This window comes from Neptuniibacter sp. (assembly GCF_024231755.1).
Classification (GTDB): Bacteria; Pseudomonadota; Gammaproteobacteria; order Pseudomonadales; family Balneatricaceae; genus Neptuniibacter.
The window spans coordinates 18,012-35,505 of record NZ_JAAEQH010000259.1; the positions used below are offsets into that span (position 1 = coordinate 18,012).

General features: G+C 44.6%; 14 protein-coding genes and 1 pseudogene. 8 read left to right on the forward strand and 7 right to left on the reverse strand.

Going from position 1 to position 17,494, the window contains the following annotated elements; genetic code table 11:
* The first annotated feature begins 79 nt into the window (after positions 1-79).
* Positions 80-2,698: an EAL domain-containing protein gene (locus tag GY843_RS14225; RefSeq protein WP_297310597.1), complete on the forward strand. Its 2,619-nt coding sequence runs from the start codon at positions 80-82 to the stop codon at positions 2,696-2,698.
* Here GY843_RS14225 and GY843_RS14230 read toward each other — a convergent pair.
* On the reverse strand, positions 2,663-3,538 hold the full coding sequence (locus tag GY843_RS14230) for an AraC family transcriptional regulator (protein ID WP_297310598.1): 876 nt from the start codon (positions 3,536-3,538) through the stop codon (positions 2,663-2,665). The two genes, GY843_RS14225 and GY843_RS14230, sit on opposite strands and share 36 nt — an antisense overlap.
* 241 nt (positions 3,539-3,779) lie before the next feature.
* On the opposite strand from GY843_RS14230, the gene GY843_RS14235 reads away from it, so the two are divergent.
* From GY843_RS14235 to GY843_RS14250, 4 genes are all read left to right on the forward strand, one after another.
* Positions 3,780-4,238, forward strand: coding sequence for a (2Fe-2S)-binding protein (locus GY843_RS14235; protein WP_297310599.1), 459 nt, complete (start codon positions 3,780-3,782; stop codon positions 4,236-4,238).
* Between the two features lie 5 nt (positions 4,239-4,243).
* Entirely contained in the window at positions 4,244-6,436 is a 2,193-nt protein-coding gene (locus GY843_RS14240; RefSeq protein ID WP_297310600.1) for a xanthine dehydrogenase family protein molybdopterin-binding subunit, read from the forward strand.
* 68 nt (positions 6,437-6,504) lie between these two features.
* Positions 6,505-7,521 carry an XdhC family protein gene (locus tag GY843_RS14245; RefSeq protein ID WP_297310601.1) on the forward strand — a complete coding sequence of 339 codons (1,017 nt, stop codon included), beginning with the start codon at positions 6,505-6,507 and terminating at the stop codon, positions 7,519-7,521.
* A complete protein-coding gene (locus GY843_RS14250) occupies positions 7,518-8,111 on the forward strand; it encodes a nucleotidyltransferase family protein (protein WP_297310602.1) in 594 nt (197 codons plus the stop codon). The genes GY843_RS14245 and GY843_RS14250 overlap by 4 nt, the downstream gene beginning before the upstream one ends.
* Positions 8,112-8,117: 6 nt before the next feature.
* Here GY843_RS14250 and GY843_RS14255 read toward each other — a convergent pair whose 3' ends face one another.
* Both GY843_RS14255 and GY843_RS14260 read right to left on the reverse strand, forming a co-directional pair.
* Positions 8,118-8,591 (reverse strand): FKBP-type peptidyl-prolyl cis-trans isomerase, encoded by a 474-nt coding sequence (locus GY843_RS14255; protein ID WP_297310603.1) that lies wholly within the window; start codon positions 8,589-8,591, stop codon positions 8,118-8,120.
* A 42-nt stretch (positions 8,592-8,633) separates the two neighbouring features.
* The gene (locus GY843_RS14260; RefSeq protein ID WP_297310604.1) at positions 8,634-9,971 is read right to left on the reverse strand and encodes a GGDEF domain-containing protein; all 1,338 of its coding nucleotides are present in this window, start codon (positions 9,969-9,971) and stop codon (positions 8,634-8,636) included.
* A gap of 338 nt (positions 9,972-10,309) precedes the next feature.
* Here GY843_RS14260 and GY843_RS14265 point away from each other — a divergent pair, with 338 nt between their 5' ends.
* Entirely contained in the window at positions 10,310-10,717 is a 408-nt protein-coding gene (locus tag GY843_RS14265; protein ID WP_367183854.1) for an acyl-CoA thioesterase, read from the forward strand.
* Between the two features lie 120 nt (positions 10,718-10,837).
* The gene (locus GY843_RS14270; RefSeq protein WP_297310606.1) at positions 10,838-13,291 is read left to right on the forward strand and encodes an EAL domain-containing protein; all 2,454 of its coding nucleotides are present in this window, start codon (positions 10,838-10,840) and stop codon (positions 13,289-13,291) included.
* Positions 13,292-13,299: 8 nt separating this feature from the next.
* Here the strand turns inward: GY843_RS14270 and GY843_RS14275 are convergent, their stop codons facing one another.
* Positions 13,300-13,959, reverse strand: a complete 660-nt coding sequence (locus GY843_RS14275; RefSeq protein WP_297310607.1) for a hypothetical protein — start codon at positions 13,957-13,959, stop codon at positions 13,300-13,302.
* A 193-nt stretch (positions 13,960-14,152) separates the two neighbouring features.
* Positions 14,153-15,385 carry an MFS transporter gene (locus GY843_RS14280; protein WP_297310608.1) on the reverse strand — a complete coding sequence of 411 codons (1,233 nt, stop codon included), beginning with the start codon at positions 15,383-15,385 and terminating at the stop codon, positions 14,153-14,155.
* Positions 15,386-15,559: 174 nt separating this feature from the next.
* On the opposite strand from GY843_RS14280, the gene GY843_RS14285 reads away from it, so the two are divergent.
* Entirely contained in the window at positions 15,560-15,814 is a 255-nt protein-coding gene (locus GY843_RS14285; protein WP_297310609.1) for a hypothetical protein, read from the forward strand.
* 139 nt (positions 15,815-15,953) lie between these two features.
* Here the strand turns inward: GY843_RS14285 and GY843_RS14290 are convergent, their stop codons facing one another.
* Positions 15,954-16,514 carry a hypothetical protein gene (locus GY843_RS14290; protein ID WP_297310610.1) on the reverse strand — a complete coding sequence of 187 codons (561 nt, stop codon included), beginning with the start codon at positions 16,512-16,514 and terminating at the stop codon, positions 15,954-15,956.
* Positions 16,515-16,779: 265 nt separating this feature from the next.
* Positions 16,780-17,494, reverse strand: a pseudogene (locus GY843_RS14295) (isocitrate lyase); the annotation flags it as partial.

Consider the following 17,494-nt stretch of genomic DNA (forward strand, 5'->3'; position numbering starts at 1 on the left):
TTTATCACACTAGATTCCTTTTAATCTTTCCAGTATCCCGCCCCTCTTTTTATGTGGGGTAGGGTATGGAGATATCTCTATGCCGATTCGTACTATTCTACTTACCCTGACCTTATTTTGTTGTGTGGTTGCAGGCATTAGTGTCGCTCTGTACTACCGTCAGACACATATTACAGCTTTGGAACGGGAAGAGAGTTCCATCAATACTGCGGCTAATCTGCTTTCAGTTGAATTGGAAACAACGCTGAAAAGTTATAAACAAATCACAGCGACGATGGCTGCAATGCCTCCAGTACGGGAGGTTCTGGCGATTGAGAATAGACAGGACAGGAAAAGCTATATACAGGCAAAAGCACTTCTTAACGATTTCTGTATCAATAACTTAGCGAGTATCTGTTATCTGCTGTCGCCACAAGGGGACGTGGTTATTGAAAACCGTCGTGATATTCAGGGGAATCTTGAAGGTAATAATTATGCGTTCCGTCCCTATTTCAAAAAATCGATGTTACTCGGTGACACAGTTTACGCTGCTTACGGCATCACAACTCACAAACGTGGGATCTATTTTGGTCACAAGGTTGTTGATCAGAATAATGAAGTATTAGGTGTAGCAGTTGTAAAAGTACCGGTAGAAAAATTTGAGCAATCACTTAAGGAATTATCAGGAATTTCTCTGTTGCTTGATCCCGATGGTGTCGTGTTTGCTTCTAAACGTGAATCCTGGGTTCTGAAAAGCTTATGGGGATTGAGTGAGTCTGTACAGACGGACATACAGGCCAACCGGCAATATGCGGGGAAACATATTGAGAACCTTGGTTTTACTAAAAGCGGTAAAGACAACCGCCTAATTCAAGAAGCTGATAGTAAAGCTTATTTCGTAGGTGAGGCTGATCTGTTGAGCTTGCCTGGATGGAGAATTTTACATCTTGAAGATGTTGATCCTGTTAGTCCTTTTTCGAGTTCCATTGTTTCTATCGTGAGTTGGATGTTTCTGGTGGCTTCTTTCACTTCTTTGCTGTTATTCCGGATGGGGATGAGAGACTTGAGGAGACGCTTGTCCGCTGAGGATGAATTAAAAAACAGTGAAATACGATTACGTCAGCTTACAGAGCTGACCAGCGAAGGAATTCTGATTCATCAGCAGGGGACAATTATCGATAGCAACCATGCAGCAGAAGAGATTTTTGGTTACAGACGTGAAGAACTGATTACTGCTGATATCTGGCAGTTGATGGCACCCGAATGTGTTTCAACTGCAGTACACCACATGTTGAGTGGATATGAGCGACCTTACGATATTGAGGGCCAACGTAAGGGAGGCGAAATCTTTCCAATGGAAATCTGTGCCAGGGACAGTTTGTTACGTGGAGAAGGGATTAGGGTCTGTTGTATACGGGACCTGACTCAAAGCCAGAAGCAGGTAACTGATCGGCTTTCAAAGGCAATTGAAGCAGCAGATCGTGAAGGTAAAAAACTCACAGTACTCTATATCGATCTAGATAACTTTAAACGTTTTAATGACAGTTGGGGCCATGATTTTGGCGACCGTTTACTCACTGCAACAACGCAGCGCTTTAGAACGGCTTTGTCCAAACATGACAGCCTTATTAGGTACAGCGGTGATGAATTTATAGTCCTGCTAAATGATTTAGTTGATGAGAATAAAATATCACGACGTATAAACAGATTGATTCGAATCCTCAAAGAGGAATACATGATTGAGGGGCGCAATATCAGTTTGTCGGCCACATTCGGAATTGCTTCTTACCCTGAACATGGTGTTACCTCAAAAGAGTTGCTACAAAATGCTGAGTTGGCTATGTACCGGTGCAGAGAAATGGGAGGTCAGGGTTACTTCGCGTTTTATTCAAATGAGATGAGTGATGAAGCTCAGCAGCGTTTGACGCTGGAGCAGCATTTACGGCATGTCATCGAAAATGATGAGTTATCACTGCATTATCAGCCTGTTTACTATCATGATGACGGTAATGAAAAGCTTTGCTCTGCAGAAGTTCTGGTGCGCTGGAACAGTGCTGAATTAGGTTTTGTCGGACCGGATAAATTTATCCCTATCGCTGAAAATACGGGGCTGATTGTTGAGATTGGCCGTTGGATTTTACATAGTGCTTGTGTTCAGGGGATGATTTGGTCGCAGGCAAAATTACCTGAATTTCGGATGGCTGTTAATGTCTCTCCAAGACAGCTGCAGCAACAAAACTTTATAGAAGATTTAAAACTGATCCTATCTGAGACTGGCTTTCCTGCAGAGAGGCTTTGTCTGGAAATCACAGAAGGGATATTGCTGGAAGATGATCAATTCGCTTCACATATTCTTCAGCAGATAAAGGCATTGGGTGTGCAGCTTGCTATTGATGACTTTGGTACCGGTTATTCATCACTCTCCTATTTGAAACGTTACCCATTCGATTATCTGAAAATCGACCGCAGCTTTGTTATGGATATGGAGCGGGACGAGAGCCATCAGCAATTGGTTAAGGCCAGTATTCTTATGGCACATGGTATGTCTCTAAAAGTGATAGCAGAAGGCGTAGAAAATAAAGATCAACTTAACTACCTGAAGCAGCAATCATGTGACTATTTTCAGGGTTATCTGCTAAGTAAGCCGATACCAGCAGACAGCTTCAGAAGAGTTCTGGAAAAATCAACCCGTCGCTGCAGCTTGAATCACCCTAGGTGATTCACCAAAAAAGCGTTTGAACTCCCTACTGAACTGGGAGGGACTGTTGTAACCCACCTGATAAGACGCTTCGCTCGCTTGGTTACCACTTAGCAGTAGAGAATGAGCTTTATGCAGACGGAGGCTTTTTACAAATTGCATTGGTGACATGGATGTAACCTGCTTAAAATGATCATGCAGTGTAGAGGGGCTCATTCCTGCATAGCTTGCGATCATATCCACATCCAGCGGGGTGTGAAAATTCTCTTCGATGTAGTGAACGACGGGCGCAATTCGATTGGCCCCAGAGTGGTTTGCAACGCAGTTTCGCAGTACATCGCCGTGTGGGCCTTTAAGTACTTCATAGAAAATCTCACGCTTTAGCGCTGGGGCTAAAACTTTCATATCCATTTCGTTATCAATACATCTGAGCAGGCGCAGGAAGCAACGTTGTAAATCTTCAGTAACCTTGGTGGAAACGATGATTTCACCGGTTTTCTCTGGCGGTGAGTTTGGATGCTCCATATCGATCAGTAACTGGCTAATCAGATAACTATCTATCTCTATGGCAAAGCCCAGATAAGGTGATTCGGGTGATGCATCTCTTACTTCTACTTCAAAAGGCATGGGAACCGAGTTGATCAAGTAGTTATCGGGATCGTATCGACGTGAATATTCCCCGAAATAGAGTTGTTTATAACCTTGGGCTACAACACAGATAGCAGGGGCGTACATCGCCGGTGCTCTGGGAACAGAAATTTCAGAGCGAAACAGTTTAAGGCCAGGAATAGGGGATTCCATAAGTCCATCGGTTTTGCACAGATGAGCAATCGTTTCTGCAAGTTCTGAGTTATAACGCACTTTTCTATCCTGTATTTCTGCCTCGATCTTCGAAGAATTATGGCACTTGTCTGGCACATTTCTCTACTAATCCAGATTAGATTCGTAGTTTTGTGCAAATAGTTCGGAGGATCGAATTAACGGTAAAGCTCTATCTACGACGATAGTAAATAAACAAATTTGCTGTTAGCGCCTTTTTTCTGGAGGCGTTCATTTGCTTGTAAGTTCATAGAAGCTCGGAAAGAGCCCGGAGGATAACGCTATGTCCGTCACACTGAATGTGAATGGAACAAAGTACACAGTTGATGCTGAACCTGATACCCCGTTGCTATGGGCAGTAAGGGATCATCTTGAATTAACAGGAACCAAGTTTGGTTGTGGAATAGGGCAGTGTGGTGCCTGTACGGTGCACGTTAATGGTGTACCTGTACGGTCCTGTTCAACTCCTATTGCGGCTTTGGATGGTGCAAAGATCACAACCATTGAGGGTGTTGAATCTAAAGCGTCAAAAGTTGTTCAGGAAGCCTGGGAAGAACTTCAGGTACCGCAGTGTGGTTACTGTCAGTCCGGCCAGATTATGGCTGCTACAGCACTGCTGGAGAGTAATCCCAATCCAACAGATGAAGATATTGATACCGCGATGCAGGGTAATGTTTGCCGTTGTGCTACCTATGTGCGTATTCGTTCAGCTATCAAATCAGCAGCTAAAGAGTTGGGGTGATCATCATGTTTCACAGGCAGAAAAAACAACAGGGTATAGCTCCTACTTCACGCCGGAATTTCTTAAAGCTTGTTGCAGGAACTAGCGCCGGTTTAACGTTGGCCATGAAACTGCCAACGGCTGTTGCAGCGGAAGCTAAGGCAAACTCTTTGAATACAGCGGGACAGTTCCAGCCGAATGCATTCGTGAAAATTGGTACTGATGGCAAAGTCCGGATTTTGATGAAACATCTGGAGATGGGTCAGGGAAGTTATACCGGCTTGGCGACTCTGGTTGCGGAAGAGTTAGATGCTAACTGGGATGACGTAGTTGCAGAAGGCGCCCCGGCGGATACCGCGAAATACAAAAACCTACACTGGGGTTCGCAAGGTACAGGTGGTAGCTCCGCTATAGCTAACTCCTTTGAACAGATGCGAATGGCTGGAGCTACTGCAAAAGCAATGTTGATAGCAGCGGCTGCACAGCAGTGGAAGGTTCCAGCAGAAAAGATCCAGATTGTAAATGGGATAATCAGTCACACTGCTACAGGTAACAGTTCAGGTTTTGGCGATCTGGCTGAGTTAGCAGCAAAACAGCCTATCCCGCCTTTTGAAGATCTGAATCTGAAACACCCTAAGGATTTCAGTTATATCGGACGTAAACAACCTTTGGCCCGTAAGGATAGTGGTAAAACAGATGGAACAGCCATCTTTACTCAAGATCTTAAACTTGAAGGGATGTTAACCGCTGTAGTCGCTCACCCACCACGCTTTGGCGCGAAGCTTATTGGTTTTGATGCCTCTTCAGCAAAACAGGTCCAAGGTGTAGTTGATGTTTTAGCTATCCCGTCTGGGGTTGCGGTTCTGGCCAAAGATTACTGGAGTGCGCATAAAGCCAGAGGCCAGTTGAAAATCAATTGGGATGAGTCTTCGGCATTAATGAAAGGCTCAGATGAGTTGATGGCAGATTTCAAAGCACTCACAACCCATACCGGAACCATAGCCGCTAACGTTGGTGATGCAGACGCTGCTTTAGCTGCTGCTAATAAGGTTATTGAGGCCGACTTTGAATTTCCATATTTGGCCCACGCCGCGATGGAACCAATGAACTGCGTGGCGTTAGTTAATCACAATGGCTGTGAGATCTGGAATGGTGAGCAGATGCAAACCGCTGATCAGGCGGGTATTGCCGCTGTTCTGGGGCTGAAACCGGAGCAGGTGAAGATCAATATGCTGTTGGCGGGTGGTAGTTTTGGTCGTCGTGCTAACCCACAGTCTGATTATCTAATGGAGACTGTTCATATCGCTAAAACCCGACCTGGTGTGCCCGTAAAATTGGTGTGGTCACGTGAGGATGATACCCAGGCGGGTTACTACCGCCCTATGTACTACCACAAAGTACGAGCGGGTCTGGATGATAATGGCAATCTTACAGCATGGAAACAGACCATTGTCGGTCAGTCGATCATTGCCGGAACTCCATTTGAACCGTTCTTGATTAAGGATGGTATTGATGCCACCTCGGTTGAAGGGGCTGCGGACCTGTCTTACAAAGTAGAGAACCTTAATGTTGATCTGCACACAGTTACATTGCCCGTTCCAGTGCAGTGGTGGCGCTCTGTAGGTCATACTCATACAGCATTTTCTAAAGAGGTCATGATGGATCTACTGGCATATGCCAGTGGCAAAGATCCTGTGGCAATGCGTTTGGAGCTGCTTAAAGATCATCCGCGTCAAACAGGTGTGTTGAAATTGGCAGCAGAAAAAGCAGTTTGGGGCAAAGAGTTACCAGAAGGCCATGCAATGGGAGTTGCTGTGCATGAGTCATTTAATAGTTATGTGGCCGAAGTAGCTGAGGTCTCTTTGAATGAGGATGGCTCATTTAATGTGGAGAAAGTTACCTGTGCGGTAGATTGCGGTATCGCGGTTAATCCCGATGTGATCAAAGCGCAGATGGAGGGTGGCATTGGTTTTGGCCTTTCTCCAACTCTTATGAGTGAAATTACTCTGGATAAGGGGCGGGTAGTGCAATCCAATTTCCACGACTATGAAGTGTTGCGCATAAATCAGATGCCTGAGATTGATGTACATATCGTGCCATCAGCTGAAGCACCAACAGGGGTAGGGGAGCCGGGTACTCCGCCTATCGCTCCTGCTGTTGCCAATGCACTGTTTGCTTTGACAGGTAAACCTGTGAGCAGATTGCCAATCAGACTATAACCGGTTGGTTTCGATAATAGCCCGGTGTTTCCGGGCTTTGTAAGCAACTATTTTCCATAGGTGAAAATATGGCTAATCAATTAAGCGCACTTTTGCAGGAATGGTACCCCAACCGGGATAACTGTGACTGGGTACTAGGAACGGTTTATAAAACCGAAGGGCCTTGTTATCGAAAAGCTGGTGCGATGATGCTGTTTAACAGCTTTGGTCAGCAGTTTGGCATGCTCAGCGGTGGTTGCCTGGAGTCTGACATCCAGACCCATGCGCGTAAAGTGATGCAGACGGGTATTCCTGTCACGTTGTGTTATGACGGCAGTGATGAGGATGATCTGGCGTTCCAGTTGGGCATTGGTTGTGGCGGTACTGTCTATGTCCTGCTGCAACCCGTGAACCGGTCAAACAGTTATCAGCAACTGGATCTGGTGTATGAGAGCCTGTTGCATCGGAAGTCAGGTTATTACGGTCAGATGTTACCTTCCTCTGTCGCTGAATCTATAGAACTTTCTTTCTTTCAGAGTAAGGACTGTGTCGAAAACGAACGCACTACGCTGATCGATAAAGGGACTCAGGCATGGGTGATGACAGCGATTCACCCTGATCCCCATATACTCATAATTGGTGGCGGAATTGATGCCAGACCTGTGGTGACCATGGCTAAACAGTTGGGGTGGGAGGTCAGTGTCTGGGATCCAAGGCCAGCTAATGCCCGTAGAGAGTTTTTCCTTGAGGCAGATTTCCTACTGGATAATCCGGTGGAAACTTTACCGGATTATGTTGCGCAGAACAGGGTTCAGGCTGTTGTGGCGATGAGTCACAATGTTTCACTTGATGCTGAGGCAATCCTTCAGCTTCATCGTGCTGATCTACAGTATATGGCACTACTTGGGCCGGAAAATAGAAAACAGAAAGTGCTACAGCTGGCTGGGTTAAGAGAGTCTGATCTGACTGTTCCTCTATCTGGTCCAGCTGGACTTAATATTGGAGGGGAGTTACCAGAGAGTATTGCGCTATCAATTCTGTCAGAGTGCCATGCGCGACTTATGCTAGAGGCAAAAGTCACTGCTCGAGAGGAACTAGCCGCGTGAAGTTGGCCGTACTTATCATGGCCGCTGGTGCCAGTTCCCGCTTTGGCGGTTGCAAACTACTGGCTGAATATAAGGGCATTCCGCTCGTAGAACACTGTATTAAAAATGTGTTAAGCCTTTCAGCAGAGTATGTGTATCTGGTAACTGGGCGTTGGCATAGGGAGATCATTGACGCTGCTGAGGAAGACCTGATTAGCGTTGATAAAGTTGAGTTACAGGAAAACTTGGAGTGGCAAGAGGGATTGGGTAGTTCAATCTCTTTTGCCATCAATAGGTTACCCGAAGACTGCGAGAAAATACTCATAGTGTTAGCTGATCAGGTGATGGTTTCTGAAGATGAATTGAAGCAGATAATTTCACACGGGCAGAGTTGTGATATCTGTTGCGCTGTTTATGAAGGCCGTCGTGGTGTGCCTGCGTTGTTCGATAAAACCCTGTTGCCTGAACTTGGTTTGCTGACAGGTGATCAGGGAGCAAAGAGACTACTACATGATTCTTCACTGGATGTGATCGAGCTGCCTTTACCCTCAGCTGCACAGGATATTGATACTCCTGAGCAGCTAAAACAGATACGAGAACAACGTTGCTGAATAGAATTAACTAAAGTCCAGAAGTTCTACATCAAAAATCAGCGTTGAACCTGGGGTAATCACTCCAGCAGAGCCATCTCCGTATGCAAGTTCTGAAGGGATAAAGAAGCGGGTTTTCTCTCCTGTAACCATCAACTGCAAGCCTTCGGTCCAACCTTTGATAACCTGGTTCAGACCAAACTCAATCGGTTCTCCTCGTTCTACGGAACTGTCGAAGACAGTACCGTCGATCAGGGTGCCATGATAGTGAACTTTTACCTTGGATGTGGCACTTGGATGTTCAGTGCCAGTTCCTGCTTGAAGTACTTGATATTGCAGGCCTGAATCGGTGACACAGACTCCTTCCTTAGAACAGTTATCCTGTAAAAATTTAACTCCTGCCAGTTTGTTAACTTCAGCTTGTTTTTTATTGGTTTGATGGTTTTTATAAACAAAAAAGATGATTGCCAGAATCAGAACTGGAAAGAGAAATTCAAACATATAGAGGGCTCCAGGAGGATTTTCTTCGAAATGTTTTTGTGATCAGTCTGCGCATTTTACCTGGTTTCTGCCAGCATGTTTTGCCGCATAGAGGGCAACATCGGCTGATTTTAACAAGTCGCCAATAGACGTGAATGCTGGTGAAAATTCTGCGACGCCAAAGCTGGCTGTGAAGGAGTAAGTCCCTTCCTCTGTTTCCATTTTAAGATTAGAAGTTTCTACTCGGAGTTTCTCTGCAAATGCATTGGCTTGTTCAATATCTGTATGGGGCAACAAAATGGCAAACTCTTCGCCGCCATATCGTGCAGCCACATCAGTTTCCCTGATTGAGCTTTGGATCAACTTACCGACCAACTCAATTGCCTTATCTCCGGTGTAATGCCCCCAGGAGTCATTGATCTCCTTAAAGAAATCAATATCCATAATAACAGCGCAGAGTTTATCTGAAGCGCGTTTTTGTTGATGTAGAATTTTTTCACCCTGATAGAACAGAGAGCGGCGGTTATGTAGCCCTGTCATCACATCGGTATGGGCTAGCTTTTCAGCTCTGCGGCGGGCTTTCTCTAGTTTTAACTGCTGTTCAGTCTGTAGGGTAAGGTCGGTAAATGTGGCTAAAATAGCTGCCTTTTCGTTGTAGAAAATCTGTTTGGCATCAAATGACAAGTAGTGCAGTTGATGGTCCTTGTGAAATTTAAAACGTTGTCTGTTTACCTGCTTGCCTTCCGATAGACTGTTCTTAATCTTTTTAGGTAAGTTAAATTGCTCGAATAGATTTCTGACTAATCCATTTTCCATACGTTTGTTTATCGAGAAAAGCTGGTCAGCTGCGGCGTTATAGAAAAGGGGAAGGCCTGTTGCAATATCTGTTACCGTAATTGGCATTGGAGATGCGTTGAAAATAAATCTCAGATTCTCTTCACTGGTGCGGTAAGTTTCTCGGAGGCGGCGATCTTCAGTCACATCAATCCCGCTGCACACTAAACCAATTATTTCACCTGTATCGTCATCAAGCAGTGGATCGACGGATAGATCGAAATATTCACAGTGAGGGTCACCAACTACGGTGGGCATCTCAACCCGCTCACCTTTACCTGTTTCCAGTACCCTACGTTTAATAACGCCCATGCGGTCGGCTAGGTCCTGATCGAGAATGTCCCAGTCGGTTTTACCTAGAACATCCTTTTCATCAAAGCCCATATGGCCGTTATAAAGCCAGGTATAGCGCAATTCTTTATCATGATGGCAAAGTGCCATATGACTGTGGCGTAAAGCAGTACGAAGGTTTCTCTCGGTAAGCTCTGCCCGTTTACAGCGTTTTTTAAGGCTATCGATCTTAGCCTGAAGAGCCGCGATAGCTTTTGATGGTGTAGTTGTGCTCATAGAACTGTGAAACGAAGCATTATTGTCTGTGAACCCTTAGAAAGGCTGTAGGTAATATCGTTCAATTGAGAATTACTACAACAAAATATGTAGGTTGGACCGTAGATACTACGTGAGGTACAGCCTGATTTATAATTATAGCTCCTAAACTTAGCATGTTATTCGGGATTATTGCTATTTCCCTTTTAGAGAGTTGAACGCGATTTCATGAGGTGGCCTGAAAAACTTCACATGGCGTGCAAGGCAGTACAAAAATAGAGACTGAAAATGTTATTCCAAATAGCTTGATCGCCTATTAAGCTGGGTCTACCAAAAGAAAGGAGTTGGACAAAGTTAAAATGAGTAATTCTGAAAAGCTTATTTACCGCTGTGATCTGCCCGTGCGTTGGGGTGATATGGACGCTTACGGTCATGTTAATAATGCGTTGTATATGCGTTACCTTGAGGAAGCCAGAGTGCAACTACTGGATGAAATGGGGGTTAAGTTAGATCCTGAAGGTCTCTCCCCAGTGGTTGTTAGTATTGGCTGTACTTTCTTTCGTCCAGTGGTCTATCCGGATACATTGAGGATTGATTGTTATATCGATGAACCAGGGCGTTCCAGTTTTATGACCCTGTATAAAGTTTACAGTGAAGCTAATACAGACGAACCTGTTAGCGAAGGTTACGCTAAAGTTGTTTGGATCGACCAGAAAAAAGGTGTTTCAGTTCCTCTGCCTGAAAATGTCAAAGCGCTATTTGCATAGCCATACTATGGAATAGGCGAGATATGTTTTCAGCTGTCTCGCTTACACCAATTGTTTCAGATCAAACATCACGTCAGTTGCTGTGTTTAAAACAGAAATTTATAGAACGCCCAAAAGATAATGACTATTCTGAGAGGGCGTTCAAAATTACTGATTGTAGAAACAATGACCCAACGTTTAACTGCGCTAGTTGTAACATCTGTTACGCTGTTGTTCCTTTTAGCTTTCCCAGCTCATGCTCGGGAGGATGTCACTCTTCAATTGAAGTGGGTTCATGCTTTTCAGTTTGCTGGTTATTACGCTGCAAAAGAGAAGGGCTTCTACGATAAAGCGGGTCTGAATGTCACTATCAAGCCTGCCTCTACCCATACAAACGTTCCAGAATCAGTTTTAACGGGTGAAGCACAATATGGAGTAGGTACCAGTTCCCTGTTACTTGAGCGTAAGCAGGGTAAGCCTGTCGTTGCATTGGCGGTAATATTTCAGCATTCCCCACTTGTACTTGTTGCCAGAGAAACTCATTCAACACAGGGAATTCATGATCTTGTTGATAAAAGGGTCATGATTGAACCTCAATCAGAAGAATTGTTCGCATATCTTAAGCGGGTAGGGGTGCCCAAAGACCGTTTACATATTCAGAAACATAGCTTTAATCCCGATGATCTGATGCAAGGGCATACTGATGCTATCTCTGCTTATGTAACTAATGAGCGTTTTTTTCTGGAGAAAGCCAATTTTGCTTATCACACATATACCCCTCGCTCAGTCGGTATAGATTTTTACGGGGATAACCTTTTTACCAGTGAGATGGAGATAGAGAAGCACCCTGAACGGGCGAAAGCTTTCCGCAAGGCAAGCCTGAAGGGCTGGCAGTATGCAATGGACCACCCGGAAGAGCTGGTTGAAATTATTCTGGATAAATACCCTACAGAATATTCACGTGAGTTTCTGTTATTTGAAGCCCGAGAGATGCGGGATCTGTTGCAGCCCCTTCTTGTAGAAATGGGGTATATGAATGTTGGGAGATGGCGGCATATTGCTGATACTTATTCATCGCTAGGAATGTTGCCACCAAATTATTCCCTTGATGGTTTCCTATATGAAGATGACGTTGATGTAGATATTGAGTGGTTGTATCAGATTATTGCCCTGACTCTAATTACAGTTATGGGCCTGGGTGGTTTACTCATTTACATCTATTCAATAAATCGTCGATTAGATTCTGCTTTGGCAGATAGCCGTGCGGCCCAGGATATGATTTGGAATCAGGCTAATGTTGATCCATTAACTGATTTGCCAAACCGAAGAATGTTTAAAAAGTCATTGCAGGATTTGATGATGGCTTTCAAGGAATCAGATAAAGAGCTGGCGTTGCTTTATCTGGATCTGGACCACTTTAAAGAGATTAATGATTTCCATGGCCACGGTATTGGAGACCGTTTGTTGGTTGATGTGGCCCATCGTTTACAGCGCTGTGTTGGGCAGGAGGACTTTATTGCACGACTAGGGGGCGATGAATTCACCGTTATACTGCCAGAACCTGCAAACCACGAAGAGATAGAAACTGTTGCCAGAAGAATCCTTGCGAGTCTGGCGCAGCCCTACCTGATTGATCTTGAAACTCTATATGTCTCGGTAAGTATTGGTATTACTCTCTATCCCCGCGATTCAGAAAATGTAGATGAGTTACTGAAAAATGCGGATCAGGCGATGTATGGTGCTAAAGCACTTGGACGTGATCGTTTCCACTACTTTACTAATGATATGTACCAGGCAGCATTACACAGGGTGCAGTTGGTTAATGATCTACGTATGGCGTTAAATGAGCAGCAATTTGAGCTGTATTACCAGCCAATAGTCGATTTAAGAAATAGTTCAGTTCTTAAAGCCGAAGCATTGATCCGCTGGAATCATCCCCGAAAAGGACTTGTTAGTCCTCTGGAGTTTATTCCTGTTGCGGAGGAGGCTGGTCACATATTAAGCATAGGGGATTGGGTATTTAAAACCGCAACAACTCAATTGTCAGTATGGCGTAAATCAATTTCTGAAGAGTTCGGTCTGAGTGTTAATACCTCCCCAGAACAGTATGTGCATAGTGAAGCAATGGAAAGCTGGTTCTCACATATGAAGTCGGTTGGGTTAGATGGTGATTCAGTTGTTATTGAAATCACCGAAGGGACTCTGATGGAGAGCGGTGATGAAGTAAAAGAACAGCTTCTTGCGTTCCGTGATAAGGGGGTACAGGTAGCCTTAGATGACTTTGGAACAGGTTACTCTTCTTTGTCCTATCTGAATAAGTTCGATATCGACTTTATCAAGATCGATAAATCCTTCATTGATAACCTAGCCAGCGGATCAAATGATCTGGTGTTGTGTGAAGCAATGATAGTCATGGCACATAAACTGGGTTTGAAAGTGATAGCTGAGGGCGTTGAAACGGAAGAGCAACTGGCTATCCTGAAAGATGCTGACTGTGATTATGCTCAGGGCTATCTATTTTCAGCTCCGGTGCCTGTTACTGATTTTGAAGCGCTTATTGCGTCCGGTAAGATCTCCGAAATTTTGGAAGACTAGCTTGCTGTTTATTTCAGTTTGATTCTTTCTAACTGATTTTCTGCATGCAAATAGCTGTGCAGTGGAGAGAGCGACTGCATTCGTCCTAAGCTTTCATCCGTATACTCTTTACTGATCTGAGCAAGGTTGAAATACAGATAATCCTGCAACCAACCTTGATATAGCTGCAACCATTCACAGGTTTTCTCGTCCAAAGTTGTCATGTCTGCTTTCAGTCCCGCTTCTAAGTCATAATCGTTATAAAGGTAGCCTTGAGTGAGATCTGCGTAGCTGGGTCTGTCGGCAGAAAAATACTCCACGGACAATCGGTCGTGATAGATCGAATGGAGTAGATAGCTGATACGAGAAACGCAAATAGGATTGTTGATAGTGCTTAGTGTTTCCGTCATCTGATCAGAAAATGCTTCAACAGTATTATCGGTAAATAGAATGGCAACCATCACTCCGTTGATTCTGTACAGCGCTTGGATTTCCCGTTCCATCTTATCCAGATAATTTTGTTTCTGTTTTGCAGGTTCCAGTTCATCTAGCATCTGCAGATAAAAGTTATCCATCTCCTGAATAAACGCAGGGTCCTGTAACGCATCAATATGTGATTGAACAGCCTTATCCAATGGGAAGTGAGATAAAGGGCGTAGATCCTGTTTTCCTAAATTCAGCATGGACATGTTAAAGCTCCAGAGCGGCAAAAATTGTAAGTTCTATTATGAATAACGCAAAGTGAATGCCAGCTTAGCTAACTATCTGTTGTTACGGAGTTTAGGGAAGATTTAGATCAGTTATGGCAGGGTGGGAGCGGATGAAATGGCAACAAATTGCCTTATCTGAATAGCTCCAGAGCTTGTTCTTGCCGGTTTGCTTCTACTGGTTATTTGTTTTTTCGTACTTTAATAGGGCCGTTATAACTATTCCCAAAATCGTTATACAAGATGCTAATAGGTAGCTTGATGTGAAGCCTCCGCTTAGTTCAGCAAGGTAACCAGCAAGCACAGGGCCTGCAATTTGCCCAGTGCCAAAGAACAGGGTTACATAGCCAAACACTTTTCCCGCCACCATAGGGGGAAGCATATCGCTGATCGTGGCTGCAATAATGGCAGGGATGCTGAATGCAGTTAACCCAAAAAGAATCATCGATAGGAAGAGAGGGTATTGTCCAAGTTCACTTGCGGCGAGAAGATAAGATGCGGTTTGAATTATGTATACTGAAATGATGCCTGTTTTTCGGCCGAAATGATCCGATACCCAGCCAAATAGTGCACCGGAAAAAATACTGATAATCCCGATGGCCATCCATAAGCTGCCTGCTTTAGCCTCGCTGAAACCGTACTGCTCAACCAATGTGGTAACAATGAACGTCGTGTAGATCACATAGGTAAAGCCAAAGACAAAATAGATAACGCCAATATGACTGATCAGTTTCAATGGCGTTGGCTTTGTATCCTCAATGGTATTAGCCTTTGTTGAGGTGCAGTCTTCGTCCTGTTTACCAAAAGCGGATATAGATAGCTCTTTGGGGTTGTTACGGATTAGTAGAGCGGTTATTACAGTGATAACCGCTATGGCAATTGCAAAGGAGGCCCAGCCTATACGCCAACCTGTTTCAAGCCATTGGTTATTCAACCATGGAATTAACAGGCCGCTGGCTGTAATTCCAAGGCCATTACCTATGATCATATAGCCAGCTGCACGACCTCTGTATTTAGGAGAGAACCAGTGAGCGACGAGTGTCATGGCTGTGATATTAGCAGCACCACTGCCAATACCTGTCAGCATATATAAGCCGATGATAAGCCAAAGATGACTGCTTAGGCTGACCATGAACATGCTGATAGCAATGAGAACAAGGCCAGCAACAATCGTTTTACGTTCGCCAAAGCGCTGGATTAATTGTCCGCATAGGAAAACGGAAATTAGGTAACCAATAAAATTGCCAGTACTGATAAAGCCCATCTCTGAATAGGAGAGTGAGAGAGAGGTCCCCATTGATGGGAGCAACATACCCAAGGCAAAGCGGGCAAGGCCCATGCAGCAGAAAAGCGTTAGAGCACCTGAGAAAACGATAATCCAGGCATAATGAATATTTCTGCTAAGCATAGGTGTTAAAGCTCGAAGGGTAATTTTGACTGATATTTTAATAAAGATGTTAACTAATAGTAGCTTTTCAGTGAGAAGCAGAAAAGAAATTTGAGCAGATTTTAAAGCCCTTTATATTATGACGTGGCATTATCTGCTGTGTGACTTCATTCTTTCATTTCTACAGTAACAAATATGAATCTAAAAAAGAAAATTACATTGCATCTAGATGCCGTGATTGTGATCGTTTTGCTATTTTTTTTGAGCTTTGCTGGAAGTGCTTATCTACTAATGGATCTTGCTAAGTTGAATAAGCAAATGGAGAAAATGCAGATTCAGATGCTGGTGGATGATATGAACCTTTCTTCGCAGAAAGTTTATATAAAAAAGATACAGAATGAGTGCGGGATAGAGCTTCCGGAGAATGAGGAAAGCACAGCTGATAACTGAGTGTTGTATTTCTCTAATCCGGTAGTGGCTTTGCCGGAAACATTCAGACTAATAGGGCTTAAACTAACAAGATTTAAGTTTAAACCCTATAGTCATTGAAGATCAGGGCATTGATTGCTTGATTTGATTGAGACCCCAGTTATTCAGTAACCAGTTCCAAGCATGCTGCTTCTACATCGTAATCGTAATATGCCATACCTAGTTTGTTCAGGTAATCCATACGGTCAGCTTTCATCAGGTCAATGGCTGGAGCTTCTACGCCGTTCTCCTGGTAGATAGAAGCCAGGTAAACCATGTAGTTTTCACCTTCCTGAACCATCAGCAAGCTTGCAGCACCCACATCGGTTTTAACCTTTTCGTTCAAATCTTCTGGAAGAGTAACTGCAAATACAACGGGTTCTTCTTCACCTTCAATACGGACACTACGATCACGTACCGTTTGCTGTGCCCAGTAGTAAGCCAGTTCTTTACTCTGGGTCAGGAAAACAGGCTCAATGGTTTCTGTATAACTATTACCGATGGTAGCCATCGTTTGTTTCGCCGCTTGTTTCAGCGCCTTATCACCTGAGCGCTTCAGGCCCTGCTCGTTGATTGAGTCGACCAGCGCTGATGATGTGCCGTGATACCAGACGTTGCTGGTAGCAAAGCCTTGTTCGGATAACAGATCTTTAGCGTCTTTAAGAAAAGCAGGTGTAGTCATAGTCTAAATCACTTAATCAGTTTGCAGTGGAAAGCAGGGGTAATTCTAACGTAAAAACGCGTTACATTCTTTTACTTCGTGTTTTGATTCTGAGCCCCGTAGGAGCGGTTGCCCCTTGTGGGTACCCGCAAAGTAGAAGTTTATCGGCGTGAGGACACGCCTCCTACAAGGTTTCAGGTATAAAAAAGGCGACACCTTATAAAGGGGCCGCCTTTCTTTGCTAAGGAAGTGCCCTGGTTAGCCAGAGCACATGCCTTGGCTTATCTTAGCTGAACTGGTTAGAAGTGTTCTTCGCACCAGCTGCTTTCAGAGCGTTCTCACCAGCAAAGTATTCTTTGTGGTCGTCGCCGATGTCAGAACCAGACATGTTCTGGTGTTTAACACATGCGATACCCTGACGGATCTCTTTACGCTGTACGCCTTCAACGTAACCCAGCATAGCTTTGTCACCGAAGTACTCTTTAGCCAGGTTATCAACAGACAGTGCAGTTGTGTGGTAAGTAGGCAGAGTGATCAGGTGGTGGAATACGTTCGCTTCGCGAGCAGTATCAGCCTGGAACGTACGTACACGTGCGTCAGCAGCGTCAGACAGTTCAGAACCGTCGTATTCAGCAGACATCAGGTTGTCACGGTCGTAAGCAGAAACGTCTTTACCTTCAGCAGCCCATGCATCGTAAGTCTGCTGACGGAAGTTCAGCGTCCAGTTGAAAGATGGAGAGTTGTTGTAAACCAGTTTCGCATCTGGGTGTACTTTACGTACGTCGTCCATCATGCCTTTGATTTCGTGAACTGTTGGTACTGCAGTTTCGATCCACAGCAGGTCAGCACCAGCATTGATAGCTTCGATACAATCGAATACGCAACGCTCGTGGCCAGTGCCAGCACGGAACTGGTACAGACCAGATGGCAGACGCTTAGGACGAACCAGTTTGCCGTCACGGCTGATCAGTACATCGCCTTCAGCAGTGTCTTCTGGAGCA